Raw genomic sequence first — 25,877 nt, 5'->3', positions numbered from 1 at the left:
CGGAGGAGAGTACGCTAAAGCGCTATAATGAGTAATCATCAGCGCTATAAACAATAAAAGGTGAGCTAGGCTCACCTTAAACGCTAACTAATTAGCCTCTTGATTCAATTGGCGTGTAGCTACGCGCATCTGGCCCGGTGTAATCAGCACTTGGGCGAATAATACGGTTATTTGCACGTTGCTCTTTTACATGCGCTGTCCAACCAGTTACACGGCTCATTACGAAGATAGGCGTAAATAACTTAGTAGGAATACCCATAAAGTGGTACGCCGATGCATGGAAAAAGTCAGCATTACAGAATAACTTCTTCTCACGCCACATAACTTCTTCACAGCGAACTGATACTGGGTAAAGCACATCATCACCCACTTCTGCGGCTAATTTTTCAGACCATTTTTTAATAATTACATTACGCGGATCCGACTCACGGTAAATAGCGTGGCCAAAGCCCATAATTTTATCTTTACGCTCAAGCATCCCCATTAGCGCATCTTCTGCTTGATCGGCACTGCTAAAGCCTTCAATCATATCCATGGCGGCTTCGTTGGCACCACCATGAAGTGGACCACGTAAGGTACCAATTGCGCCAGTTACACATGAGTGAATATCAGAAAGCGTTGATGCACACACGCGACCGGTAAAGGTAGAGGCATTAAATTCATGCTCTGCGTACAAAATTAGTGATACATTCATTACTTGTGCAAATAATTCACTTGGCGCTTTATCGTGTAATAGCGTTAAAAAGTGAGCGCCTACTGAGTCGTCATCAGTTTGTGTTTCAATACGAACACCGTCATGAGTAAAGCGGTACCAATAACAAATAATACTTGGGAAAATTGCCACCATGCGGTCAATCGCATCGTTTGCTTCGCTAAAGTCATTTTCCATTTCAAGATTACCTAGCATAGAACAACCTGTGCGCATTACATCCATTGGATGTGCGTCTTTAGGAATGTTCTCAAGCACTGTTTTTAGTGCCTCTGGTAAACCGCGCAAGCTTTTAAGTTTAGCTTTGTACTCTGCCAGTTCGCTTGATGTTGGTAGCTCGCCGCGAGAAAGTAAAAACGACACTTCCTCAAACTGTGCTTTTTCAGCCAGTTCACTAATATCGTAACCACAGTAAGTTAAACCTGAGCCTGTTTGCCCTACTGTACATAATGCTGTTTGTCCTGCTACTTGGCCACGTAAGCCTGCGCCACCTAATGCTTTATCTACCATGATGTGTCTCCTGTTGAAATTTTTATTATTTGTCAGATTTTGCTGAAAAAAGGTTATCTAGCGTGTTTTCGTACGAGTGATAATCTAAAAAGTCGTAAAGCTCTGCACGCGTTTGCATGTTTTCAATTTGGCTTTGTTGCGACCCTTCATTCAAAATAGCCGAATACACATTGAGTGCGGCTTTGTTCATTGCTCTAAATGCACTTAATGGGTAAAGCACCATTTCTACGCCCACATCGCTTAGTTGCTCTTTGGTGTAAATTGGGGTTTGGCCAAACTCAGTAATATTGGCCAAAATAGGCACATTAATCGCCTTAGTAAATGCTTGATAATCAGCAAGATCATGAACCGCTTCTGCAAAAATCGCATCGGCACCGGCTTCAACACAAGCTGCTGCACGGTCTATCGCCGCATTTAAGCCTTCTTTTTGAAACGCATCGGTACGCGCCATAATGTAAAAATCGCTATCGGTTTTTGCATCTACTGCCGCTTTAATACGGTCAACCATTTCAGCTTGGGTAACTATTTCTTTATTAGGGCGATGGCCACAACGCTTTTGCGCCACTTGGTCTTCAATATGAAAGCCTGCTGCCCCCGCTTTAGTCATTTCTTTAACGGTACGGGCAATATTAAACGCCCCACCCCAACCTGTGTCGGCATCCACTAACAAAGGTAAATCGCTAGCACCGGTAATACGGCGAATATCTTCAAGCACGTTATCAAGGCTGGTCATACCTAGATCTGGCATACCAAATGAGGCATTAGCCACACCCGCACCCGATAAATAAATAGCCTGATGGCCCATTTTTTCAGCCATCATTGCTGTATACGCGTTAATAGTACCCACAACTTGTAACGGGTGGTTATTTGCAATTGCCTGTTTAAATTTTAATCCTGCTGACATTACCTTCTCCTAACTTTGAACAGGGCTGCTCTTTGGCAACTTAGTATTTTTTAATATTGTGACATATGTATTAGGGTCTATTGACCTTTCAAAATTTAATTTGCAGCAGCCTGTTTGGTATTTAGGCAAGGCAGAGCCTATGTAGTGTGGTTATTCCACATAAATAGGCGATAACGCAGCATCAATACTAAACAGGCGCTGCCCTTCGGGTTCTGCCTAGGAGCGATTTACTCTTTGTTGCTCGGTTTTTACTTAGCCCACTAGGTTACAAACCTCGCGCCGTGATTAAACCGCTCCTAGTTTGAACAAATTATAATCCGCAAAGATCAACAGACCCTAGTTAACCATTTCATTTTGAGTGGCTTGTACTGATTGTTGATATCCATCAAATTTTGTTTGGATATTTGCTTGTGATGCACTGATATGGCGCTTCATTAGCATTTCGGCCAGCTCACCATCATGGTTTTCTATGGCGTTAATAATGGCTAAATGCTCATCAAACGCTTTCGATACCCGCGGCCCTACCATACCCATTTGTACACGGTACATTCTTATTAATTGGTACAGGTCGTGGCATAGCAAATGTATTAAGTGTGCGTTTTTACTGCCTTTGATTATTCTATAATGAAAGTCTAAGTCGCCTGCTTCTTGATAGTACGACTCACCTTCTTTAACACGCTGAGTTTGCAAATGCTGATTAAGTAATTGTTTCAAGCCTTGCACTTCATCTGGTTCCATATTGTCGGCAGCTAACCTACATGCAAGTCCCTCAAGAGCACTGCGCACTTGATACACCTCAATTAAACGCTCTGCGGTTAATGCCACAACACGGCAACCTATATTGGCTTTACGCTCAACTAAATAACAACTTTCTAAACGGTTTAATGCCTCTCTAAGCGTTGCACGACTCACACCATAACGCTTTGCTAGTTCCGGCTCTGATATTTTACTGCCTTGTGCAATGCTGCCCTCTACAATTTCGCGGCGCATATCTACAAACACTTTATCGGAAGCGGTTGTGATAGATGTTTCATTTAACAAGTGCTGTGTCATAGAGTATTTTTATATTGTCGACAATTTATGGTCTAACTATGTGCTTATTATTTATACCTGTCAACCCTAGAACCACTTAAATCGAGTGAAAAACCACCGTATTGTCGACATTATTAGCCGAAAGTATAATAAAAAATGTATTTAAGCTGTTTTACCCAACAAGATGTCGACACCTTTTAAGGGTTACTATTTCGTTTTTAACACTGAAAAAAATCGTTAAAAATGCTATTATCCTGCTTTATTTTGACTGTATGAGCCAAAACGTGGACGCAAACACTTATATCCCTGAGCCATTTATTAATGACGTAAAAACCTATCTACCCGAACACCTAAACTTAGATGACTTTTTAAGTGCATGTCGTCGTCCACTGCGTAAATCTGTTCGTGTTAATACATTAAAAATGAGTGTTGAAGAGTTTAAGCAACAAGCGGCTAAAAAAAACTGGCAACTTACCGCTATTCCTTGGTGTGATGAAGGTTTTTGGTTAGAGCGCCCAAACGATGAAGAGCAAAACCTAGCGCTTGGCAATACCGATTTACACTTAAGCGGGGCTATGTACGTGCAAGAGGCAAGCTCAATGTTACCGCCAATGGCACTAAAGCAAAGCTTACAAACCAGCCAAACGGTTCTTGATATGGCCTCGGCACCAGGTTCAAAAACCTCACAACTTGCCGCGTTAATGAATAATCAAGGTGTGCTAGTGGCCAATGAGCTGTCGTCGTCACGTTTAAAAGTACTCAGTGCCACGCTAAAGCGTGTGGGTGTAGGTAACTGTGCGCTATCGCATTTTGATGGTGTGGTATTTGGCAATTACATGTTTGAGTGCTTCGACAGCATTTTACTTGATGCGCCCTGCTCTGGCGAAGGCACAGTACGTAAAGATAGCGACGCGCTAAAAAATTGGTCTATCGAGTCAAATATTACCATTGCCCAAGTACAAAAAGATCTGATTAAAAGTGCATTTTACGCACTTAAACCTGGCGGCACATTGGTGTATTCAACCTGTACGTTAACCCCACTCGAAAACCAACAAGTGTGTGATGCATTGCTAGAAGAATTTGGCGAATACATTACGCCAGAGCCTTTAAATGACCTTTTCCCTGGCGCTGAAAAAGCCACTACAGACGAGGGTTACTTACATGTTTGGCCGCAAACCTTCGACAGCGAAGGCTTTTTTATTGCCAAATTTAAAAAGCACAGCAGCTGCGAAAACCAAACATTAAAAGTTAAAAAAGGCGCGTTCCCCTTTAGTGACTTTGATAGTAAACAAAGTGCTGCGTTTATGAGTTTCCTTAAAAAGCAATTTGGTTTAACGAGTCTGCCAGGTACGTTAAAACAACGCGACAAAGAGCTTTGGCTGTTTCCTGATGAATTTGAAGCGATACAAAACAAAATTAAATATGCGCGATTAGGTATTCAGGTAGGCGTTATTCATAAAAATGGCGTACGCCTAACGCACGAATTTGCCACCGTATTTGGTAAGCAGTGTAAAAGTAATGTACTGGCATTAACCAATGAACAGGCTAACGATTACTTTAATGGTAAAGATATACGCCTAGAAGAGGTAACCAAATCCAGCGGCGAGGTAATCCTAACTTTATGTGGTTGCCCTATTGGCTTAGGGAAATGGCAAAAAAATAAAGTTAAAAACTCACTACCACGAGATTTAGTACAAAATACGCAGTTAATAAACTGGGCGTAAATTCTAATAAAGGTGTGTATAACAAATGTAACTCACTGTAATTACTGCAGTATAAAAAATGAACAAAAATGTGTATTTTTAGCACTTTTGACTATACTTAAATAACTTTCTTCTTCTCCCTAAGAATCTGAAAGTGTCTTTAGTTAGCGCAGGGCTCAAATACGAGCCCCTCTATAACCCAGAGTTCTTATAGCTCTGGGTCTTTTTTTGTCTAGGCGAAAGTTAACGGGCTGCGAGAGTCAGGTTACGAGCTTAATCACTCACCCGGCCCTATTATTACAATAAGAACTTAGTGATTTATTTACCACAGAGGGCACAGAGCACACAGAGAAAGTGATTAAAGACAAAGGTTAAAGAACTGTTGTTAGTTATTAGATTTCCAAAATTGAAGCTTTTTCTCAGTGCAGCGCGAAGCGCCTCGGTGTTCTCTGTGGTTCAAAAATAAAGGTTTTAGGAGAAAGTTAACTGGTTGCAGGGATCGGACAACCGGACCTGGGCATTACAATAAGCTCTTAAAAATTTATTTACCACAGAGGATAGGAGAACACAGAGAAAGTAATTAAAGACAAAGATTAAAGAACTGTTCTTAGTTATTAGATTTCCAAAATTGAAGCTTTTTCTCTGTGCAGCACGAAGCGCCTCGGTGCTCTCTGTGGTTCAAAAAAGGTTAAAGTTCAGAGTAGACGAGCTGCGAGGTTCAAGGCCCGTTACTCGAAGCTCGTGGCTCGTGTTTTAACCACAGTATTTATTAAACATCCAACTACCTCTGATAGCCTCATAATGAGAACCAAATTGCAGCGATAAACACACTATTGGCAAACGATTCATTTGCTCAGCCATACTAAACACATCATAAAATTTATAACCATATTTAGAAGCTAATTTAAGTTCATTCACATAAAGGGCTTTGTAGGTAGGTGGTAGTTCACTCCAGTGCATTAACGCAATTTGAATAATGCCTAAATGAATATCTAACTTATATGGGCCAACTTTTTTGGCTTGCTGAATATAATTGTATACCCGCTCTGTTGGTCCCTCTTGATAACTTACAACTTGCGCTAAGCTCATCCAAGTTTGTGCCCAAGTTTGTCTAAGCTCAACCGACTTTAATAAAGCCTGCTCAGCTTGTTGATATGTTTGCTTTACTTTATCTGATTGCTCACTTGATGTGGTATCTATACCACTGAGGCTTAGTAATTTTATATGGGCTAAAAAATGCCAATAATGAGGATGCTCGGGATCCATATTCGTAGCTAACGTAATCGCATTTTCTGCAGCTTGAAGCGATGAACCAGATAAAGCACCATCCGACTCTTGCACAATATTAAGCGCATGAAAGTACCATGCATTAGCGCGCATACTTTGCATGCTGCTATATGCAATTACAAGCACTATTAGAGCTAAAATAACAGCAGGCACTACCTTGACCATGTTTAATTTAGTCATTAAATAAGCTCTCGGTTAGTTGCAGCGGGTTAGTTACAAAAAGCGCTGTAGCCTGCTCTTCACCTATTAATTGCGCTACTGTTTTTCTAGCTTGGCTTAAAATAGGCGGTCGGCGCTTTACTGAATGAGCATCAGAAGCAACATAGTTCACTAAACCATCTTTTAGCATTTGCAAAGATATCGCTTGAGCGCTTTCGCCCCACTCACCTTCAATGCTCGATGCTGTTAATTGAAAGTCGCAGCCTAACTGCTTTAGGTGTTGAATATAATAAAGGTTAGACTGAATATCGCGATTGCGCTCTGGGTGTGGAATAATAACGCGTATGTTTTGTTTGGCGAGCCACTGAATAAACTTATCGTAACCTTGTGGCATGTGAGAGTGCGGTAACTCTAATAACAACACATTTTTGTCTGCTATTTTACCAATAAAAGGCAGCTTATTAGCCATCACCATTGCCATAAGTTCTATGTCTAAACGCACCTCAGCAGCGGCCGCTAATTTAACATTAATACCCTCTTTATGCGCCTCTAGCTTTAAACTCTCTAAATCGTTTTGGATTTGAGCAGTCGCATTGTTAAAACGACCCATATGTATATGTGGCGTTGCCACAATATGAGTAATGCCGTCGTTTTCAGCCAATTTTAAAAGCGCTAAAGATTCTGTTAAATCTTTAGCGCCATCATCAATACCCGGCAAAATATGCGTATGAATATCAATCATAAATTACTTAATTACACTTGTGGCTTTTCAGGTTGCTGTGAGTAATCGTAATAATCATAGTAGCCATGACTATGCTCATCTTTAGATTTACTCATATCTACCTGGTTAAGTACCACACCAGCAACATGGGCTTTTACCTCAAATAAACGCTCAAGACCGGCTGTAATTGGTTTAATACGAGTTATGTCTGACTTAACAACATACACAACCGAGTCAACACTTTGTGCGATTACCAATGCATCGCTCACTGCTTGTGTAGGCGGTGTATCAACAATAATGTGATCGTACTGCGCTTTTAACTCGCCAAGTAACTCAGCAAAACGTGGGATTGATAAAAGCTCAAGTGGATTCGACGGTATTTGCCCGCTTGGCATAATAGTGACACCCGATTGCGTGTCAACATGTACACACTCAGCTAGTTGCTCAGTACCTATCATTAAATTACTTAAACCTGGGTGAAATACCGGTATATCAAAACGTTTAGCTAACGTTGGTTTACGTAAATCGGCATCAATCAGTAATACCTTGCCCATTTGTGCCAACGACATCGCTAAATTAGCAGAGGTGGTGGTTTTACCTTCCCCTGGAGAGGTAGAGGTAACCGCTATAACCTGATGCGCTCTGTCAAGATGAGTAAGCAATAAACTAGTACGGAAGGTACGCACCGACTCAGCAAAACGGCGATAGGTATCCTCCAAATAAGCATGAATCGGAAAATAGCTCTTTTTAGGAACTGCAACATGCGGCAATAATCCTAACATGCGCTGTGCGAGTTTATTTTCGACATCATTTTTATTTTTAACTGTGTCGTTTAAGGCATCAAAAACAAAGGTCATTACCACTGCAAACCCAAAACTAGCTACAAAAGCTAAAATAACAATTAACTTTTTATTGGGCTTGCTGGGATCTTTTGGTGCATAAGCACGATCGGTAAAGCGTGCAGCTGCAGAGCTAAAGTCACTGGTTACTTCGGTTTCTTTAGAGCGAGATAAAAAAGTATTAAAAATATTACGATTTGTTTCTACTTCACGCTTTAACTGATTATATTGGGTTTCTTTACGGGTAATGTCTTGATATTCAGCACGAATTTTAGCTAAGTCGCGTTCAAGCGCATTTACAGTTCGGGTTGTTCTGTTAAGCTCTTTTTCTATACCGGTAATTAACCCTTTAATCTGCTTATTAAGGTTAGTTTTAACGGTGGCAAGTTCAGCTTTAGCTGAAATCATTTTAGGATGTTTAGGGCCGTAAACCTCGCTAAGTTCACTCACCTTACGCTCAACCAATACAACTTCGCGTTTAACATCTTGTACTACACGGTGTGAAGTAATCTCAGGCATACTGCCAAGTAACTCTATGTTATCGTTACCATATTCATTAATAACACGGTTTATGCTTTCAAGGTTATTTTTAGTCGCACGCGCATCAACTAACTGCTTTGAAGTTTGCTCAAGCTCTTGGGTAACAAGCCCTGCTATACCTTCTATATCAACCAGTTTTTGTTCTTCTCGGTAAGCTTGCAAACGCACTTCAGAACTATCTAGTTGTATACGCAGCTCTGATAAACGGGTATTTAACCAGCTCGATGCCTGTTGAGTAATACCCATTTTAGCGCGCATTTGGCTTTCTATGTAAACTTCGCCTACCGTATTAGCCACTAAAGCAGCTAACTTAGGGTCGCTCGACTCAAAACTTACACGCACTAATTGCGTTTTCATTATAGGAGAGACACTCAAACGCGATTTGAATGCAGCAAGCAAACCTAACATTTCTCGCTCTGCTTGTTCTTCTTCGCTAAGGGCTGAGCTTTCTTTTTTATTTAAAAAAGGTAACAGCTGCTTAACCATGCCTTTTAACTCACCTGTAAGTGAAGGTTTAGCAATAAAGTCGGTATGCTCTTTTAAGTTGAGTTTAGTAATTACCTCACGAGCAATACTGTTTGACTTAATCACTTCAAACTGAGTTAAGTAATATTCTTTTTTAGTAGAATCTAAGCCATATATTTCGTCAAAACTCACCGCCTTGGTTTGCTCAGACTCAATCAATAAGGTGGCTGTGGCTACATACTTAGGCACTAACGTCAACGCAACCATTATAGTTAATAAGGTAACTACAATAGCAAAACCTAAAATTTTCCATTTGCTTTGCTTAATAACATTAAGATAAGCACCTAAATCAATAACTTCCTCGTTGTTGTTAGGCTTTTCAGAGTGTGTATTCATTTTTTAATTACTGCCTTAAACTGCTTAAAACAAGCGCTGCTCTATTTTTATAGTGTCACCCGCTGCAATTTGGCTATTTAAACTACCTTTTTGTTGCTGCTGTTTGGTTTGCTCTTTAAAAATAAATATTTTATCAACTGAGGCGCGCTCGGTTAACCCGCCGGCTAATGCTATTGCTTGGTTTACCGTCATAGCAGGTTGGTAAGGGTAAGCGCCTGGTTCTTTAACTTCACCATGTATATAAAAAGGTCGATACTCTACTACCTGCGCATACACATTAGGGTTAACTAAATAGTCCGGCTGCAGACCTTCGCTTATTGTTTGCTCAACTTGCGAAACACTTAAACCCACAAGTTTAACCTTACCTAAAAATGGGTAGTTAATCTCACCGCTATTACCAAGCAGTGAGGTTACATCTAAATCAGGCTGGCCAAATACTTTAATTTCTATTTTGTCACCCGCACCTAAAATGTAGTTTTGCGAATCGTTCGCAAAACTACAAAAGCTCAGTAATAATATTAAGCCCGTTAAAATTTTAACCTTCATTCATTTCCCTTTAATGCAAATGTAAAGTTAAGGCCAACAATTACGCGGTCAAATTCAATATTAGTCTGGGTTGAATTACGGTCTATAAAATCAATATAGCCGGTTACCATACCAAAGTTGCTGGCTAAATAATTTAAGCCTAGGCGGGCATTTTTAACTTTATCTTTACGGTTAAAATTACCAGAGTACTGTTGATCAACGTAATTAGCACTGACTACAGAGCTTAAGTAGTCGCTCCAATCGTGTTGCCACGTTGCACCGTAAACACTCTCGCGAATGTAATCGCCTTCTAATAACGGATCTTTAGCGGCACGACTGGTAACTAGTTGTAAAGTTGAATAGGTCAACGGCTTCCAAACAGCAGCAGCTTCCCAACTTAAACCACTAAAGTTATCGCGAAGGTTTGACTCAAAATCTTTATTTTGGTAACCCACTTTAAACGAGCCAGTAGTAACGGCTGTGGCTTCCCACTCCATACCTAATAATACTTTTACGTCGTCTGAATCGCGGGTAATACCGTTTGAATCAATTACATCGTATTGGTAGTTTTCTTGCTTTATTTCTAAAAAGGCACGCGTACCTGCTTGGGTGTTATAATAACCTGTAATACCCAACATCGGTTTATCATAATCACGGTACTGCGATATGGCCGTAAAATTTTGGTAATTTTTGTTATAATAACCTGCCGTTAAAGCAACCTGAGCTTTAGAACTTTCTGCGCCATATTCATAACGGGCAGTTAGGTTTTGTTGCTGATAACTTACAAGCTCTTCTAGTGCGCTGCCCTGACCTTCAGTTAATCCGCCACCACGTTGCTCGTACAACCAGTCGGCATCGCCAGTAACATCTAATCGGTGTTGGCTAGTAAACTCTTTATGTACGCCGGCACCCACATTAACTTGGGTAAAGTTATCGGTAGTGTCTTTATTATGAAACGACGTGCTTGATGCAATATCAAATTTATAACTGTCTGGGCCGTCTTCAATCAATGCATTTAAACTCGGCGCTATATTCCATATTAAACGTGACTGAGCGGCAGACGGCGTCATAAAAAAGTTGTCGTTGCTGCTCACACCTAGTTGTAGCGTAGGTGTAATCTCAGCGCCGTCTTTAGTCATTACACTGCCTGGTTGTAATTCTACTGCTAATGCAGGTGCTGATAAGCCTAACGCAACGAGTAAAGTGGTAATTGTATTAGTACGCATTTTCACTTTTAAATCCCTTAAAAATTGTCATAAAAATTATTTTTACATCAAACCATAAAGACCAATGTTTAATGTAATGTAAGTCGTATTCAACTCGCTTGGCCATTTTATCAAGTGTATCGGTTTCGCCGCGCCAGCCGTTTATTTGTGCCCAACCGGTAATACCCGGTTTGGTTTTATGCCTAAACATGTAAAATTCTACTTTTTTTCGGTATTCTTCGTTGTGGGCAACCGCATGGGGCCTTGGACCAACAATCGACATATCACCTTTTAAAACATTTATAAACTGCGGCAGTTCGTCAAGGCTAGTGCGGCGCAAAAAGCCACCTAACGGAGTTATTCGGGCATCGTTTTTGGTTGCCTGAGTCACTACATCACTATTCTCGGTCACGGTCATCGAGCGAAACTTCCACACTTTTATTTTGCGGCCATCTAAGCCATAGCGATCTTGCTTAAATATAATAGGCCCTTTAGATGTCAGCTTTATGGCGGCAGCAATAGTCAATAATAGTGGGGTGATTAAAGTAACAATAATAGCTGAAACTACGATATCTTCTGTGCGCTTTATAAATTCATGAGCACCAATACACGGTGCTTCAAACACGCTTAATGTATCAACATCACCCACGTGCTCAATGCGAGCATGTATTAAGTTTGAGAGTAAAAAGTCAGGCACTATGTGCACATCGACGGTGGTATCACCTAGCTGTAATAAAATATCAGCTATGCGTTTTTGTGCTTTCATGGGGAGGGCTATATAAAGTATGTCTATTTCGCCATTGCGTGCTGCGTCTACCGCACTTTGTATACGCCCCTCAACACCTTGCTGTTCGAGTTGTTCAAATAAACGTTCAGGGCTTCTGTCATCGTAAAAACCTTTAAAGTTAAACCCTAACTCATCGTGTTTTATAATTTCAGCATGTAAATAAGCAGCAGACTCAGTGGCGCCAATAATGGCCACATTGCGTTGCGATAGTCCTAACTTACGGCGGCTACGTTTATACCAATAAACCCCTAAGCGCCAAATATATAAATACGCCACACTTAACGTAAACCAAATAACCACACCAACACGTGAAAGAGACTCGGTAAACTTAAATACAAAAGACACGACTAATAAAAACGCAAAAGCAATGAGCACACTACCCCACGCACACATTACCATTGTTCTAAATTTGCCAGCTCGCCAAGAGCGATAAGTAGAAAACAGCTCAGCGCTGTATAAAAAGCTAAGTGCAACGGTTAGTGCAGAAGCAGCATAAATAGGAGTGAGTTTAAAATTATAAATTAGGGCTGCGCACTGAAAAGCTAAAAACAACGCAAATATATCAAATAATCGGTAAAAATTGGCATCAGAGGAACCTGAAGGTTTAAAAGTCCTTGGAGATGTCATTTTGCTTAATTCCTTATAGCTAATTCAGTGTGAGTAGCACCTCACAAAATCCACGGGGATAATATAGTATTAGCCAATTTTGTTCAATTACTGATTCCGACAAAAGTACTAAAATTCATGTTTAAATCTTTTAGTAAACTCTTGCTTGTTATTAAGTATCAAAAAGAATACTCACATTTTATTTAAGTTTAATTAAATAACCCCTTAAACCAACTCCAAACCCCAAACGAATATCCATCAAAAATATCAATTCCCAATGCCGACTTAATCAAATATAAAACCAGCAAGGTAAATAAAATAGTAAAGGTGACTACCAGACTTAAAATTATTGCTTGAGTAAACCTTGCTATTTTTTGCTCTTTTATGCTTAATTCGCGCCTGTTTCGCCCCGCTAAAAAAACATAGTAATAACGGTATTTAAAAAACTTAACTACGCCTCTGCAATCAACAGCATGATTACCCCACTGCCTAGCACCTATGGCTATTTTTAAATGCGCTAATTGTTCATCAGTAAACGTAGATTGAATGTTTTTAGGCATTCGTTCTAATAAACTTCTAATAGCTGGATCTTGCTGTAAGTTCGACAAAAAAACCTCAAATGCAACATGATTATTAATTGCCAATTATTTTAAACAACTATTTAATAATAAAAAGCCAATTAAAACTTAATTGGCTTTTTATTTGCTAAAAGTACTTTTTATTTAAGCGTACTAGAGCGATAAGTATTGTTATTTAACCAACTTGGTAGTTCATATGTTGGTACCTTACCATCTTGGCTAATGTTAGTTTGGTGGTACGAGTGCTGGTTCCAAATGCGAGTTGCATTTTTCCAAGGTTTGCTGTTATCAGCAGCACCATACACAGTGACACCATTGTTAATGCTATATCTAGAATCAGTATTATTTGATACAACAACAAGCTCTGCATTATCGTCGCCCTCTAGGTCAACCACAATTGGGTATTCCCAAAGCGTTCCTGATGAGTTAGCAACTGTCGATAATACTTCACCATTAACACCATTTAACACTCTTACTTTGTAGTGATCTTGTACAATTACTTCATCAATACCATCACCATTAAAGTCATAAGCACTCACGCCAATTTTACCACTCCATTCATCATCATTGGCAACAGTCCATACTAAATCACCGTTTGCGTTATACATATCAACTGCTGTGTAACCTGCGTAAACAATACCTAAATCTTTTGTTCCTAAGAATGTAGATACCGCTTGTACACCACCGCCTAAGTTATCAGGATTAGTTACTTGCCACTTAACATTTCCATTATGCTCAAGTACAGCAAATACACTATCTTCAAGCTTGTTACTTGGATTACTAATTACAATTTCAGGTGAAAAATCGTTATCTAAATTAACTATTGAGCTAAACCACATAGCTCCTGGTTCACCATATTGCCATAATTGTGCACCATAAGAATCATACAAGCCACCACCCGCGAGTACTTCTTGAGTGCCGTTGTTATCAGCATCAAAAGTTGTTGAAGCAGCAGACCAATTAGTAGTGTAGAGCAAGCCAGTTTCGTAACTGAATACATTATTGCCTGTTACAATTTCTACTATTCCATCGTTATTAATATCGCTTAATGTAACAGCGCCTAAAGGTTTGCCCGATTTTGTAAGCTCTTTTTTCACTTGCCCTAAGTTGTTAACAACTTGAACCACTGGTGATGTATAGTCGTTTAAAACAATTTCAACAACACCGTCACCATCTAAATCTGCAGCAGCAATTGAATTACGTGAATCGCTAAAAACAGCACCATTCTCGTAAGTCCAAATCTCTGAGCCATCGATACCGCTTAGTGCACGCACTACCCCAGGTGCATTTGTACTTTTGTCATATGCAACAACGACTACATCTGCCACATCGTTGTTATCAATAATGCCATCGCCGTTATCATCGTTAAGTTGAGCAACAATCGGGGTAGTAATTACTTGAACATGCTCAGGCATAAACTCACTTGAGTTCCACTGCCATTTTTGCTGCATTGCAAATGGAGCGATAGGCTCAGCAACTGATGGTAAATCACCATTGAATTCACCACCTAGCAATGCCATAGAGCCTTTAAAACTTTGGCCAATAATTGGCATTTTAGCCGTACCGTAAGCGCCTTTAATATCAGCGTAAGGGGCAAGAATTACACCCTCCCAACGGTTACCTTTAATATTAAGGTTTTGCGTATCAGGGAAGTTAAATACGGTTTTACTTGCGTGGCGGCGTAAATGCCAAAAACCTTTTCCGCGCACATGTAAATCAGCACCACCTGTGATATTAAAAATTACAGTTGCATCGCTTGGTATACCCCATACTTTAAAGGTATGAGCACGGGCAAAATCACGGCCATCAATATTAAACACTTGTCTATCAGACCTTCCGTCACCTTGTAGGTATAAACCACCCCATTTGCGGTAAACTGTACCTGTTTGGTTTAACTGATTTAACTCGGCGCTTAAACTTTTGTAATACTCTTCTTGTTCATCAAAGTTAAAAGGCATGGCCGATTCATCTTGGTTAGAAAGGATTTTAGAACCCCACTCCATACCCCAGCGTACACCCCAATGAATGTCAGTACCGCCACCAGCAATCATACTACCTACATATTGGCGACCGTATTTAAATTTTATGCTTGATTCACTAATTAAATAGTATTCATCGCGATTGTAAGGGCGAGTATAACCTACGCTATAACCTTGAAGATCAATTTCACCGGCGGCAATTGCACCATCAGCGCGGCCAAAGTGCGATTTAAAATCGTCAAAAACAAATGCTGAAAAATTATTGGCTACGCCTAAGTCTGCAGCCAGTGTTGTAGAACTGGCTAAAGAAAGTGCGATCACTGCACTTAGCTTTTTAAATTTAAGTAATGAGTTAGTCATTTTATCCCTCGAAAATGAAAAGTGCATTATAGGCACCAAGTTTGAGTCATTTGTTTAATGAAAGTTAATTCATCAATCGCTTGGTGAACATTATATACACAAATAAAATCAAAAGGAATAAAAAACACTACGAAAGTACCAACTTCTGAACCTAAATACGGGACTGGAAATTAAAATCAATGACTTACAAAGAAAAAAATTACATAAACAAACAAGGATTAAGATTTAATAACCAGTAAATGTAAAGTAAATGTTAACGACACGGGCGTGAGTGAGGAGAATCAACTAGAAAAATGATTTTACTATTTTATAAGTGAAGATATGGGAATAAAACAACTGTTGTCAAAATTCCCGATTGACTAAAGTTTATAAACCAATAAGTCTCGGTGTCTTAGATTTTAAGAACCTAAAAACAAAAACCAAGCAACAAATAGCTATACAAGTATTTAGATATGGAAGCAAATCAAACAAATACCAAATATTAGGAATAATCTTAACTTCGATTTTATGTAAAAACCTAAAAACAATTAAATGAAGCGGAAATATCACTATTGAAGAAATTGCCAGCCATTGGAAGATTGGCCTAGGTTTGAGTTTTTTACTAATCAAAAATAATATAAATATTCCTAAACAAGCAATTAGGGGGAACAAAAGAGGGAAAGCACCAAACTTTAACTCTCTTATATCTACACGGCCATTTAATAGCGCTAAATAATAAAAAATTGGAATGGTAAATAACAAAATCAAATAAGTTTTAAACTCATTGTTAAATACTGCATAACTTAAAAGGTTAACTCTTTTAACTAGAACACCTAGTTGATAAAAAAACATACCAATAACAGCAGAATCTATAGACCAAAACCACCTTTCCGAAATTAGCTCGTTGCTTAATAGCATTAATAAAAGCATTCCTGAAATGATCACGAAACTATATATTGGCTTCAATGCAGAAAAAAATATAACCTGAGCTAATGAAATAATGATTAAACAAGGGAAAAACCAAAGAACCCCATTAATGTGAAAACTATCAGCCTTGGATGTAACTAAACGACTAAGAGGATCAAACCACTGCATTTTACTGGCTTGGCCATCACCAAGAATGTTCAGTGGTAGCCAAAATAGATAGGAAATAAGAAAAAAGAAAGTAAATGGTAATATTAAACGCTGGAATAGTTTAATCAATGACTGTTTTACTTCTCGCTTGGATGATGCTAAAAAACCAGATAAAAAGAAAAAAAGCGGCATATGAAATGAATATATTAAAGTATATACATCTTCATTCAACCAAGCTGCATGACCAAGTACAACTAGTGTAATTCCTATTGCCTTCATGTTATCAATATAATTTATACGCGTCATAATTAAAAAAACTTATCTTTTATCAAAAGATACGCAAACTTTGAATTTGTAACTAAGTAGCGCTTCCACATTCTGCCTGGCTCTTGAATTACCCTATATAGCCACTCTAAACCGGCCTTTTGCATCCACTGTGGTGCTCGCTTTACTTTACCTGCTACAACATCGAACGTACCACCAACCCCCATTACAAAGTCAACACCAAGCTTGTCTTGCCATTTATTAATAAAGTTTTCTTTTTTTGGGGAGGTAATCGCAACAAATAATAACTTAGCGCCCGATTCGCGTATTTTAGTGACAACAGCCTCTTCATCATCCCAAAAGTAGCCATCGTTATAACCTGCTATGTTTAAATTTGGGTTTTGTGCTTTAACGACTTCGGCTGTTTTGCTCACTACTTCTTCGGTGGCACCCAATAAAAACACAGGAAAGTCTCGCTTGGCACTCATAGCTAATAATTCATGAAATAAGTCAACTCCCGCTACACGCTCTGGCACATCGTGGCCTAAAAAACGCGCACCGAACACTACACCCATACCATCAATATTAATTACCTCACACGCTTTAACCGACTCAGCTAAAACAGGGTCTTTTTGCATATTTACTATTTTGGCTACATTAACCACAACATGCTGTAAAAACTGCTTTTGCTCAATTCTACTTTCAATAAAAGACACCGTCTCTTGCATAGTGGCAATATCCATGGGTGCTTTTAAAAATTCAATACGTTTCATTGTTGAGTCCGTTTTTTAAAGTTGTTCAATAACTGCATTTTTAGCGCTGTTCAATTTTTGTCTATTAAAATAAGCAAACGAATAATATACCCATGCTTGTGTCCAACGGACATAGTCTACCTTATTGGTAAAATACTTATTTTTTTGATAAATAAAACGCTGCTTTTTAGGCATATATAAGGTTTGAATAGCACGGTTAATTACTTTTTCAGCCAGTATAAAGTCATCCGGCGTTTTACCTACTTTTAATAACGTAAAAACAGCTTGCGAAACACTGTGCATATCGAGTGGGTAGCGATTATTATTGTAATATTTTGCAGTGCCATCTTGCTCAAACAAATGTGTTTTATAATAAGTAAGACCTTTTGCAATTGCCGATTCAAACTCATCAGTTTGTAATTCATCACTCAGTAAGCGAAGTGCCTCTAGATTATAACCGGTATGAAAGCCATCAATAAACTGATGATGATGGCGAGCACCATATACCCATGAGCCATCAAGTCCCTGTTCGCTTACCGACTGCCTTGCTGCATTTAAAGCAAGCTGTTTGTAATGTTGGTTTTTAGTCAGCACGGCAACTTTTGCAACCCATGCAGCGCCCCAAAGGCTAGCATTATGTACAAATGCAGTTTCACCCGGTATGTAACCAAAAAACTGCCTACCATCACATTCTTTATATAATGTTTTTACAATAAAATGTGCACTATCAATTGCAGGATCTGAGTATTTTTTGTCTTTGGTGATTTCACTTAATGCATATAAAGCCTGAGCAACATAAATAGTAGTAATTACATTTGGCTTACCTTTAGGTACAAAAAAAGCACGAGCATTCCAGTCAAAGTGGTAACCCCAACAGCTATGCTGCCAAATAGATTTATCACTTTGCTGGGTCAATAACCAATCAGCTAGATTTATCGCTTCATCTAAATAAGTTTGCTCATTAGTTGCTTTATAGTCTTCCAATAAACCTAAAATAAATAAACCAATACCCTTTGGGTTACGCTTTTTGGGCACAGCACATAATGGTCGCAAGTTAATAGCTAAACGTTTATGCAGCTGAATCCAAGCAAGCCCTACAATGCCTTGTTTAAATCGAGGAGTTAATTCAAATAGTTTACTATTGAGCCCATCAAATGGGTCTTGCCCAGCATAATTCCCTTTTTTTGCCTTATTAAGTAATAGTTTTTTGCAATAGTTGCTATCTAACATTACTAAATTGCTCCCAGCTCTTTATAAATACATTTAAGCTTTGGAATGATTACTCTAGGACTAAAGTTATTTAAAAACTTTTCTTTTGCAACATCTCTCATTTTTTCTGTTTCTACAGGAAACTCAATTAACCTATTCATTGCCATTTTTAGAGATCCAACATCACCAGGTTTAATCAGTAAGCCATCAATATTATTTGTAATGGCATCTGGAATTCCACCTGCAGTAGAAGCAATAACAGGTATGTTACATGACATTGCTTCTAACACTCCCATTGGGAAGCCTTCGTTATAGCTTGGTAACACGTATGCATCAGCTTGCTTTAAAATATTAATTTTTTTATCGCCAGCAACCCAACCAAGTAACTCAACGCATTCATCTAGACCTAGCTCATTAACCATTTTCTGATATTTTTTAATCTCGCCGTCACCACCAAGCAATAATCTAGCGTTTGGATGCTCTTTAACAACACAATTAAAAGCACGTATTAAATCAGATACTCCTTTACGTTCACCTAACCGGCCTAAAAATACAAAATTAAAGTTATTAGTTTTTTCTTTTTCTTTTTCTATTTCTAACTTAGGGACAGCGTTATAAACTACAACTCCTTTTTTACGATCGTCTAATATAGTATCAAGCCAATCCAGCCACTGAGTAGATAAGACAATAACCTTATCTACAGAGTTAAAGGTTGTTCTTATTTGTGCTTTTTTAGATTCACAGCATTCATTATTATAAAACTCTCTAAATTCAGCTCCATGTAAATGCAAAATAATTTTTGTATTAAAATATTTAATCAGCTTTATTAGCAATGACTTTCTTGCATAACTCCCTCTAGAAGCCATATGAATATGCACTACGCCAACGTCATATATTATTAATTTAGAAACTAACTTGATAATACAAAGTAAATAATTGAATAGTTGGCCTGCCATGCCAAACCTAGTATTGGTTGAATGGCTTACTAAAAGCTCTGAATTTGTGTCATTAAAAAACCCTTCGCTTTCGTACACATTTAAAACTGTTGCAATACCACCTTGTCCGTCTTTATCTGTGGCTATTGTTAGATTTATTGATTTTTTCACGTTAAAACTCTCTTATAGCCTGCTTTACTTTGCCGTTTTTAGTCCTTGGAATCGCATCAACTGTTTTTACACTAACTTTAATAGACGCACCCAATCTTTCTTTTGTGTTTAATATTAATTTATCTTCTTGAGTCTTATTAAATAACGCCCCATCAACTACAACCAAAACATCAATGCTCAGATCTTTTTTCTGAACAAACTGTGAACCCAATAACCCTTCAACACCTTTTGGTATATGATTTAATATATACACTTTTTGCCGATCCTCACCTAAGAGATAATCTCCAATTCTCCCCTCTATAGAATCAACAATTGGAAACACACGACCACATGGGCAGTTTGGCTCATCAGACATTACAACATGATCACCTGTTTTATAACGTATTAATGGGTAAAGTGAATTATTAAAGTTAGTACCTACAATTTCAGCACGTTGCTGACCTGACTCAGTTTTTCCAGCAGGCAATAATTCTACATGAGCGTAGTCTGTTAATATGTGATATCGCCCATGCTCACAACTGGCAATGGCAGCTACACGCTCAAATAACCCATACCAATCAAAAACAGTGCATTTAAAACGTGTTTCAATTAGGTGCTTGTCTTCCTTTGATAAAGACTCTGATGAGGTAACAATCGACTTTAAGTCTCCTGGATAATATTGATTATTCACTTCTAAGTATTTAGCTAACGTGGCTATAGAAGAGGGGTAGGCTTGAATAACTTGTACACCAAAACTAACCATTGTATCTATGTATGACTGCAAGTTAGCAGGCGCCATATGAAAGGACGAAAGCATAATCATATTTTCGAAATAGGAGTAACGCCAAAATGGCGCCTTTTTTTGTTCGAGTGGTACAATCATATCACCCCTGATCCATGCTCGCTTATCACCCTCTTTAAATCCAGCCCATGCTAAGCCTCTGCTAACGAAAGCTTGTTCAGTAATTATTGATTGCATATTCTGCGGGATAACTAGTGGAGCACCTGTTGTGCCACTCGTTGCGCCATTAATTACAGCGCCTCTTTTTTGAGGTGACACAAACTCATATTTATGGCTATTAATTGTAGATTTATCGATATATGGGTACTTTTCTATATCTGTTCCAGTCCCTATGTAGTAATCAACAGTCTCATTTGCATTTGTAACTACATCACTGAGCATTCCATCACTATACTGTTTCAGCAATTCACTGTTAAATTCATGAGCTTGTAACTTTTGAGTAAGCTTTTCGCAATCATTATTTTCCCTAAGTTTTTTACGTATAAATGCACGACTACTTAATAAAATGTTTTGAATGAAAATAGGGCTTTTTATGTATACCTTACTCGTAAACATCAATACTATTCCTTTAATTTAATATCAGGTTTAATTGCTTGAGATCGCAAAATACAATTAAATTACATAAGATTAAACATGACTGTCTACTTGACAAAGTCTTGTTTTATTTTTTCACCATATATGGAGCTACATCATCTAAATAACTTTCGTTTTTTAATATGTCATAATTCAATTCGTCTATATTCCCGATAATTTTTGCAGGAACTCCACCGACTATGCATCCATTAGGTACACTTTTTGTAACTACAGAATTTGGAGCGACTATTACTTTGTTACCAATTATTACTGGTCCTACGATTACAGAGCCTGGACCAAGAAAAACATCATCTCCAATACTAGGAACACGCTTATAAGGTCCCTTACCAACGACTTTGCAACCAATACCAATCCTGCAACGTTCTCCTATTCTGGCGTTATCAATAATTACTACCCCAATACCTTTAACCACAAGAAAAGAACCTTTCCCGATATCCGCGCTAGCAGGTAATTTTGAATTATAAAACAGGAAAATCATTAACTGTATAAGCTTTGGTAATAAAGGGACTTTTCTTAAATAAAGCCACCTGGAGACTCTATATAACAGTATTGCATTGGGCATTATTTAACCTCATCATTTTAAATTGTATAAATTTCTAAAAAATTTTGCTTTAATTTCCACTTTAGCTAACAATGAAATCCTGTATTTTATACTGAGCTATATTTTGGTCTTACTTTCTATTGCTCTGGAAAGGTACATTACGCTAAATAAAAATAACAAAGCTGGCGTTTTAGTCGTTAATGCATTGTTGGTCACTGATACTAAAATAAATACAATTAAGGCAACATTTAATTTTATATTACTTCTTGTCATCAATTTTGATGGTATGCTATAGCAAGTGAAAACAAGTAAAAACGTGCCAATAAGTCCAAAATTAACAACCCAACCAATGATATAATTTTCAATCACATTTATTCCAATGTAGAAATCAATATTTTGCTTAAATGCAGACGATGCTCCAAATACCCATTCAATAGGGGTTAACTCATCTAACAAAATATATACGTTAAAACGTGCTTCAGCACTCTTATCAATATGCAACTTACTTAGGATTCGAGCACCAATTGGAGTTAAAGTAATTATTAATGTTGTAAAAATGAACGCAAAAAAAGCGAGCGCTTGAATTATCGCAAAACGCATTTTTGATGTATGAAACCCTGATTTTATAAATCTAGGTATCTTTGGCATAATTAAAAACAACATTCCGAAAATGAATATAGCAGTGGCAGCTCGCCCTCCAAATGCAAATAAAGCTAAAGTTACAACGGTAAAATAGATTAAATAAGGAATTCGAGTATAACTCATTAGTATAGGGGCTAACGCAGCTGTGATTAATGCATTATTTAGAGGGAAACCTAAGAGTGCACTTGACCGAAAAAAGCTAAAGTTTGCAAACTCAACACTAACCATTGTTTTGCCTAACGTAAATTCCAGTATAGCAATCATGGCATTAAAAAATAAAAGATAAGCAAATAAGCTTAATAATTTACCTTTATGATGTGTGCTTAACTGACATAATAAATAAATAGCTAAAAGTGGTGAGATCATGGTATTGACCAAATAAGCTATACCAGACATACCCGAGGTATATAAACCATAAAATATCACAAAAATTATACTCAGTAAGCTAATTAGCCATGCTGTACTTAGCTCCTTAAGATTAATTATAGGTGTTTTAAATCCTTTTCTGAGCGTAAAGATAGCAAAAGTTAGCATTAATATATACGTTGAAATATGTATTTTAACTAACGGATTTCCGCCTTCTGATACGTATTTTATACCTACGTTTTCTAGTAAATAGCCGCCAAAAATAAAGGCCGTCAAAAAAGTGAATACCATTACTTTATAAATATTTTCACTTTTCATTTATTTATTACCCATGCTTTACATTTTTTATAATTCAGTAAGGCAAGCACACATGAGAAAATGCTCACACCAATAACGATATCAATAATAATATTGACTATGGGTATATTAATTATCACAAAGTGATAAACACGTAATTCTGGAAGGAATATAGCCATACACACAGTTGAAAGTAGAATTTTATATACCTGCAACGGTACAGTGTATTTATACCCTTTTCTTAGTGATAACCATAGACTCATAACCAATGCGATAATATTAGCAATTAAAAAAGCACTCGCTGCACCTATCAAACCAAAAGGAGGAATCAAAGTAACTAATAATGACAGGTTTAAAATTAATGAAAAAACACTAATTTTTGGCAGGTATTTAGTGTTTAAAGAGAACTGTAAACCATGGTCTATATAATGTCCCTTCAAATTTAAAACAAACACCCCCGCACATAAAATATAAATAATAGTAGAACCTTGTGATAAATATTCTTCACTAAGCAATAGGTGCGTTATAGGCTCGGCTAAAATACAAAACCCAACTAAAGCGGGCATTGCAATTAAACATAACAAAGTTAAATATTCACCATGTGCTTTGTACAAAGCAGTTTTATCGTTAATTTTTTTTGTTAATTCAGGATAACTTGGTAAGGCTACTACCATAAAAATAAGTGCACCAATTCCTAATAAAATATTTGATATAGCGGCATAAATACCTGTTTGTGCTAAATCTAATGAGTCGGCAATAAAATAACGATCTAACCGACTTGATATTGCTGCAACTAAGCCACTGGCCATAAGTGGTAAGCCATAAGAGAAAATAGCCTGAGCGTCTGCAGTTTTAAGTTTATTAATACTGATTTTAAGCGGTTTAAAAACAACTAAACCTGCAGCTATGTAGCTCAAAGCAAGGGCTGATAATGCAGAAAGGATATTAGGAGAATAAGCTAGCAAGCCGCCTGTAATTACTATAGCCATAATAGATTGAGTAAGTACGGCAACTCTATATTGGTTTAAACGCTCCATTATACGGGCTAATTCAAGATAGAACTGATAGAGGGCTTTAGTTAAAAAAACTAAAAAGGTAGCTAAAAACGTAGATAAGGTTAATAGACCTGTTAAATATAACCCCAAGCTAACTAATGCTAAAGCTGGTAATGTGCAGCAAAAAATAATTGAGCTGGCAATCGCTGCAAAATTATTATGTTCCTCTGTTTTTTTACTAGGAAGTAAACGCAGCATGCTAGAATTTATCCACTGGGCAGCTACCGCCCTTACAACTTCAACCGTTAATAGCATTAATGCCAACATTCCGTATTCTGTTGTAGTTAATAACTTGGTATGAATACTAATTAATGCAAAAACACTAATTGCAGCAAAAATTTGCACTGGAGCATATTTAAGTAACGAGCTAATCATTATTTTTTTCACTACACTTTTTATATAAATCAATATATTGCGCGAAAACAGATGCAATATTAAATTTTACTTCAAGTTCACTTTTAGACTCATTAACATTATGATTAGCAATTAAATTTTTGATACGGTTAGGGGTTATCGTATCAGATAGGTATAAAACACCCATTTTATCAAAAAAAGTTTTCTCATCTTCAAGTATTCCAACCTCAGTTGTTATTAGAGGCAATCCAACTGCTAACATTTCTAGAGGTACTAAGCCAAAGGTCTCTTCACTAGAAGTAAAAATACCTACATCAGCATTAAGATATTGTTGTACAATTTGGGTTTTATTTAACTTACCCATAAATTTTACTTTGTTTTCTAATTCTAACGAAGCTACCTGTTTTATCAGTTGCTCTGTATAGCCTTTATCAGCATGTGGCCCAATGATAGCTAATGAGGAATCAATGCCGTCATTAATTAATTTAGCTAGTAAAGAAATTGAATCTTCCACCTTCTTTCTTGGTGTTAGCAACGCACACGTAACAAGCTTTATTTCTTTTCGTTGATGTTTGACGTAATTAGCTTCAAAGTATTCTTGATCTATTGGGTTATGAACTACTAAAGATTTAAACCCATCTGCAGCAATTGCACTTTGTAGCTGTTTGCCAACAACAACAACATTATCATTTCGTTTCTTTATTAACCGTGGTATTGCTTTTTCATATAAAAAGTTATTAACCAACCCCACATTACGCCGAGCTATTTTTTTATAGCTATGAACTGTAACAACCGATTTCCCTCTAAAACCACTACCTATCAAAAAGCTCCAAAGGTGGGTGTGCACTAAATCAGGGTTCAAAGTTTTTAATAACTTACGAACATGCCAATTTTGCCAAATAATGCCGGGGATTTTAAAGCCTATTTGCTTACTTGATGCAGGCAGCCAAATAAAATCAACATTATCTGATAGACGAATAACATTCCCTGCGAAAGGGGTTTTACTCTGCGGGTCGAGCCCGATAATGGTAAACCTAAAGTTAGCGTCATCATGGTTAACCAAATATTCTGCAAACATTTGGCATACACTGTCTACTCCGCCACAGTTAACACTACCCCAGTCATAAGTAGATAAAGGCATAATTAAAACTATATGTTTTTTAGGCATCATATTTATTCATAATATATCGGCCAGGATCATTTTGATTTACTACACGTGAAGGGTTACCCACAGCCGTTGAATTTTCAGGTATATCTTTAATAACCACAGAGCCAGCACCAATAGTAACGTTATTCCCTATGACAACATTTTCGACTATGCAAACCATAGGTCCTATATACACGTTATCTGCAATAGATGCAGCTTTCCCATGGTTACTTCCAATGTTTACAAATTGGCTAATATTACAGTTAGCTCCAATTTCTACTGTTGGACTTAAAACTATTCCAGTAGCATGACCTAAATTTAACCCAGGACCAATTTTTGCTTCTTTAGGTATTTGTATTTGATACCTAATAGATAAGGTTAAATGCATAAACCTTGCTAGTGCCCTAATCA

Annotated in this window: 22 protein-coding genes; 1 reads left to right on the top strand and 21 read right to left on the bottom strand. The window is 37.6% G+C overall.

Going from position 1 to position 25,877, the window contains the following annotated elements; genetic code table 11:
- Nucleotides 1-91 precede the first annotated feature (91 nt).
- The 3 genes from prpC to AAGD16_RS06470 form a co-directional block, all read right to left on the bottom strand.
- Nucleotides 92-1,219 (bottom strand): 2-methylcitrate synthase, encoded by a 1,128-nt coding sequence (prpC, locus tag AAGD16_RS06480; RefSeq protein ID WP_262977256.1) that lies wholly within the window; start codon nucleotides 1,217-1,219, stop codon nucleotides 92-94.
- Nucleotides 1,220-1,244: 25 nt separating this feature from the next.
- A complete protein-coding gene (prpB, locus tag AAGD16_RS06475) occupies nucleotides 1,245-2,123 on the bottom strand; it encodes a methylisocitrate lyase (protein ID WP_013464731.1) in 879 nt (292 codons plus the stop codon).
- A 336-nt stretch (nucleotides 2,124-2,459) separates the two neighbouring features.
- A complete protein-coding gene (locus AAGD16_RS06470) occupies nucleotides 2,460-3,176 on the bottom strand; it encodes a GntR family transcriptional regulator (RefSeq protein WP_215522079.1) in 717 nt (238 codons plus the stop codon).
- Between the two features lie 263 nt (nucleotides 3,177-3,439).
- On the opposite strand from AAGD16_RS06470, the gene rsmF reads away from it, so the two are divergent.
- Entirely contained in the window at nucleotides 3,440-4,879 is a 1,440-nt protein-coding gene (gene rsmF, locus AAGD16_RS06465) for a 16S rRNA (cytosine(1407)-C(5))-methyltransferase RsmF (protein ID WP_377114405.1), read from the top strand.
- Nucleotides 4,880-5,611: 732 nt separating this feature from the next.
- On the opposite strand, the gene AAGD16_RS06460 is transcribed toward rsmF, so the two are convergent.
- The 18 genes from AAGD16_RS06460 to AAGD16_RS06375 all read right to left on the bottom strand — a co-directional run bounded on the left by AAGD16_RS06460 (nucleotide 5,612) and on the right by AAGD16_RS06375 (nucleotide 25,854).
- Complete coding sequence (locus AAGD16_RS06460; protein ID WP_090492866.1) at nucleotides 5,612-6,325, bottom strand: VpsP family polysaccharide biosynthesis protein; 714 nt, start codon at nucleotides 6,323-6,325, stop codon at nucleotides 5,612-5,614.
- Complete coding sequence (locus tag AAGD16_RS06455) at nucleotides 6,318-7,046, bottom strand: tyrosine-protein phosphatase (protein ID WP_377114401.1); 729 nt, start codon at nucleotides 7,044-7,046, stop codon at nucleotides 6,318-6,320. The genes AAGD16_RS06460 and AAGD16_RS06455 overlap by 8 nt, the downstream gene beginning before the upstream one ends.
- 11 nt (nucleotides 7,047-7,057) lie before the next feature.
- Nucleotides 7,058-9,265, bottom strand: a complete 2,208-nt coding sequence (locus tag AAGD16_RS06450) for a GumC family protein (RefSeq protein WP_377114398.1) — start codon at nucleotides 9,263-9,265, stop codon at nucleotides 7,058-7,060.
- 24 nt (nucleotides 9,266-9,289) lie between these two features.
- A complete protein-coding gene (locus tag AAGD16_RS06445; RefSeq protein ID WP_109874797.1) occupies nucleotides 9,290-9,811 on the bottom strand; it encodes a polysaccharide biosynthesis/export family protein in 522 nt (173 codons plus the stop codon).
- Nucleotides 9,808-11,022 (bottom strand): outer membrane beta-barrel protein, encoded by a 1,215-nt coding sequence (locus AAGD16_RS06440; RefSeq protein WP_377114395.1) that lies wholly within the window; start codon nucleotides 11,020-11,022, stop codon nucleotides 9,808-9,810. The genes AAGD16_RS06445 and AAGD16_RS06440 overlap by 4 nt, the downstream gene beginning before the upstream one ends.
- Nucleotides 11,006-12,409 (bottom strand): undecaprenyl-phosphate glucose phosphotransferase, encoded by a 1,404-nt coding sequence (locus tag AAGD16_RS06435; RefSeq protein WP_377114392.1) that lies wholly within the window; start codon nucleotides 12,407-12,409, stop codon nucleotides 11,006-11,008. Before AAGD16_RS06435 ends, AAGD16_RS06440 begins: the two co-directional genes overlap by 17 nt.
- Before the next feature lie 188 nt (nucleotides 12,410-12,597).
- Entirely contained in the window at nucleotides 12,598-12,996 is a 399-nt protein-coding gene (locus tag AAGD16_RS06430; RefSeq protein WP_377114389.1) for a 3-phosphoshikimate 1-carboxyvinyltransferase, read from the bottom strand.
- Between the two features lie 110 nt (nucleotides 12,997-13,106).
- Nucleotides 13,107-15,305 (bottom strand): choice-of-anchor A family protein, encoded by a 2,199-nt coding sequence (locus AAGD16_RS06425; protein WP_377114386.1) that lies wholly within the window; start codon nucleotides 15,303-15,305, stop codon nucleotides 13,107-13,109.
- A 366-nt stretch (nucleotides 15,306-15,671) separates the two neighbouring features.
- Nucleotides 15,672-16,637 carry an acyltransferase family protein gene (locus tag AAGD16_RS06420; RefSeq protein ID WP_377114383.1) on the bottom strand — a complete coding sequence of 322 codons (966 nt, stop codon included), beginning with the start codon at nucleotides 16,635-16,637 and terminating at the stop codon, nucleotides 15,672-15,674.
- 29 nt (nucleotides 16,638-16,666) lie between these two features.
- Entirely contained in the window at nucleotides 16,667-17,395 is a 729-nt protein-coding gene (locus AAGD16_RS06415) for a WecB/TagA/CpsF family glycosyltransferase (RefSeq protein ID WP_054200728.1), read from the bottom strand.
- Nucleotides 17,396-17,410: 15 nt separating this feature from the next.
- Nucleotides 17,411-18,604 (bottom strand): aspartate-semialdehyde dehydrogenase, encoded by a 1,194-nt coding sequence (locus tag AAGD16_RS06410; RefSeq protein ID WP_377114380.1) that lies wholly within the window; start codon nucleotides 18,602-18,604, stop codon nucleotides 17,411-17,413.
- Between the two features lie 2 nt (nucleotides 18,605-18,606).
- Nucleotides 18,607-19,689, bottom strand: a complete 1,083-nt coding sequence (locus tag AAGD16_RS06405; RefSeq protein ID WP_377114377.1) for a glycosyltransferase family 4 protein — start codon at nucleotides 19,687-19,689, stop codon at nucleotides 18,607-18,609.
- Nucleotide 19,690: 1 nt separating this feature from the next.
- A complete protein-coding gene (locus tag AAGD16_RS06400) occupies nucleotides 19,691-21,025 on the bottom strand; it encodes a phenylacetate--CoA ligase family protein (RefSeq protein WP_377114374.1) in 1,335 nt (444 codons plus the stop codon).
- 106 nt (nucleotides 21,026-21,131) lie between these two features.
- Nucleotides 21,132-21,626 (bottom strand): serine O-acetyltransferase, encoded by a 495-nt coding sequence (locus AAGD16_RS06395; protein ID WP_055011804.1) that lies wholly within the window; start codon nucleotides 21,624-21,626, stop codon nucleotides 21,132-21,134.
- A 96-nt stretch (nucleotides 21,627-21,722) separates the two neighbouring features.
- Nucleotides 21,723-22,931 (bottom strand): VpsF family polysaccharide biosynthesis protein, encoded by a 1,209-nt coding sequence (locus AAGD16_RS06390; protein WP_377114371.1) that lies wholly within the window; start codon nucleotides 22,929-22,931, stop codon nucleotides 21,723-21,725.
- On the bottom strand, nucleotides 22,928-24,340 hold the full coding sequence (locus AAGD16_RS06385; protein WP_377114368.1) for a lipopolysaccharide biosynthesis protein: 1,413 nt from the start codon (nucleotides 24,338-24,340) through the stop codon (nucleotides 22,928-22,930). The genes AAGD16_RS06390 and AAGD16_RS06385 overlap by 4 nt, the downstream gene beginning before the upstream one ends.
- Nucleotides 24,333-25,490, bottom strand: a complete 1,158-nt coding sequence (locus AAGD16_RS06380; protein ID WP_377114365.1) for a VpsD family glycosyltransferase — start codon at nucleotides 25,488-25,490, stop codon at nucleotides 24,333-24,335. The genes AAGD16_RS06385 and AAGD16_RS06380 overlap by 8 nt, the downstream gene beginning before the upstream one ends.
- Entirely contained in the window at nucleotides 25,480-25,854 is a 375-nt protein-coding gene (locus tag AAGD16_RS06375; RefSeq protein WP_377114362.1) for a serine acetyltransferase, read from the bottom strand. Before AAGD16_RS06375 ends, AAGD16_RS06380 begins: the two co-directional genes overlap by 11 nt.
- Nucleotides 25,855-25,877 lie beyond the last annotated feature (23 nt).

Origin of the sequence: Pseudoalteromonas sp. M58 (assembly GCF_042604605.1) — a bacterium.
Taxonomy (GTDB): domain Bacteria; phylum Pseudomonadota; class Gammaproteobacteria; order Enterobacterales; family Alteromonadaceae; genus Pseudoalteromonas; species Pseudoalteromonas tetraodonis.
The sequence above is the reverse complement of the archived record's forward strand: the minus strand, read 5'-3'. Positions and strand labels throughout refer to the sequence as shown.

Coding starts and splice junctions, on each gene's coding strand:
- prpC (WP_262977256.1), bottom strand. CDS start 1,219: ATGGTAGATAAAGCATTAGGTGGCGCAGGCTTACGTGGCCAAGTAGCA.
- prpB (WP_013464731.1), bottom strand. CDS start 2,123: ATGTCAGCAGGATTAAAATTTAAACAGGCAATTGCAAATAACCACCCG.
- AAGD16_RS06470 (WP_215522079.1), bottom strand. CDS start 3,176: ATGACACAGCACTTGTTAAATGAAACATCTATCACAACCGCTTCCGAT.
- AAGD16_RS06460 (WP_090492866.1), bottom strand. CDS start 6,325: ATGACTAAATTAAACATGGTCAAGGTAGTGCCTGCTGTTATTTTAGCT.
- AAGD16_RS06455 (WP_377114401.1), bottom strand. CDS start 7,046: ATGATTGATATTCATACGCATATTTTGCCGGGTATTGATGATGGCGCT.
- AAGD16_RS06450 (WP_377114398.1), bottom strand. CDS start 9,265: ATGAATACACACTCTGAAAAGCCTAACAACAACGAGGAAGTTATTGAT.
- AAGD16_RS06445 (WP_109874797.1), bottom strand. CDS start 9,811: ATGAAGGTTAAAATTTTAACGGGCTTAATATTATTACTGAGCTTTTGT.
- AAGD16_RS06435 (WP_377114392.1), bottom strand. CDS start 12,409: ATGACATCTCCAAGGACTTTTAAACCTTCAGGTTCCTCTGATGCCAAT.
- AAGD16_RS06425 (WP_377114386.1), bottom strand. CDS start 15,305: ATGACTAACTCATTACTTAAATTTAAAAAGCTAAGTGCAGTGATCGCA.
- AAGD16_RS06420 (WP_377114383.1), bottom strand. CDS start 16,637: ATGAAGGCAATAGGAATTACACTAGTTGTACTTGGTCATGCAGCTTGG.
- AAGD16_RS06415 (WP_054200728.1), bottom strand. CDS start 17,395: ATGAAACGTATTGAATTTTTAAAAGCACCCATGGATATTGCCACTATG.
- AAGD16_RS06410 (WP_377114380.1), bottom strand. CDS start 18,604: ATGTTAGATAGCAACTATTGCAAAAAACTATTACTTAATAAGGCAAAA.
- AAGD16_RS06400 (WP_377114374.1), bottom strand. CDS start 21,025: ATGTTTACGAGTAAGGTATACATAAAAAGCCCTATTTTCATTCAAAAC.
- AAGD16_RS06395 (WP_055011804.1), bottom strand. CDS start 21,626: ATGCCCAATGCAATACTGTTATATAGAGTCTCCAGGTGGCTTTATTTA.
- AAGD16_RS06390 (WP_377114371.1), bottom strand. CDS start 22,931: ATGAAAAGTGAAAATATTTATAAAGTAATGGTATTCACTTTTTTGACG.
- AAGD16_RS06385 (WP_377114368.1), bottom strand. CDS start 24,340: ATGATTAGCTCGTTACTTAAATATGCTCCAGTGCAAATTTTTGCTGCA.
- AAGD16_RS06380 (WP_377114365.1), bottom strand. CDS start 25,490: ATGATGCCTAAAAAACATATAGTTTTAATTATGCCTTTATCTACTTAT.
- AAGD16_RS06375 (WP_377114362.1), bottom strand. CDS start 25,854: ATGCATTTAACCTTATCTATTAGGTATCAAATACAAATACCTAAAGAA.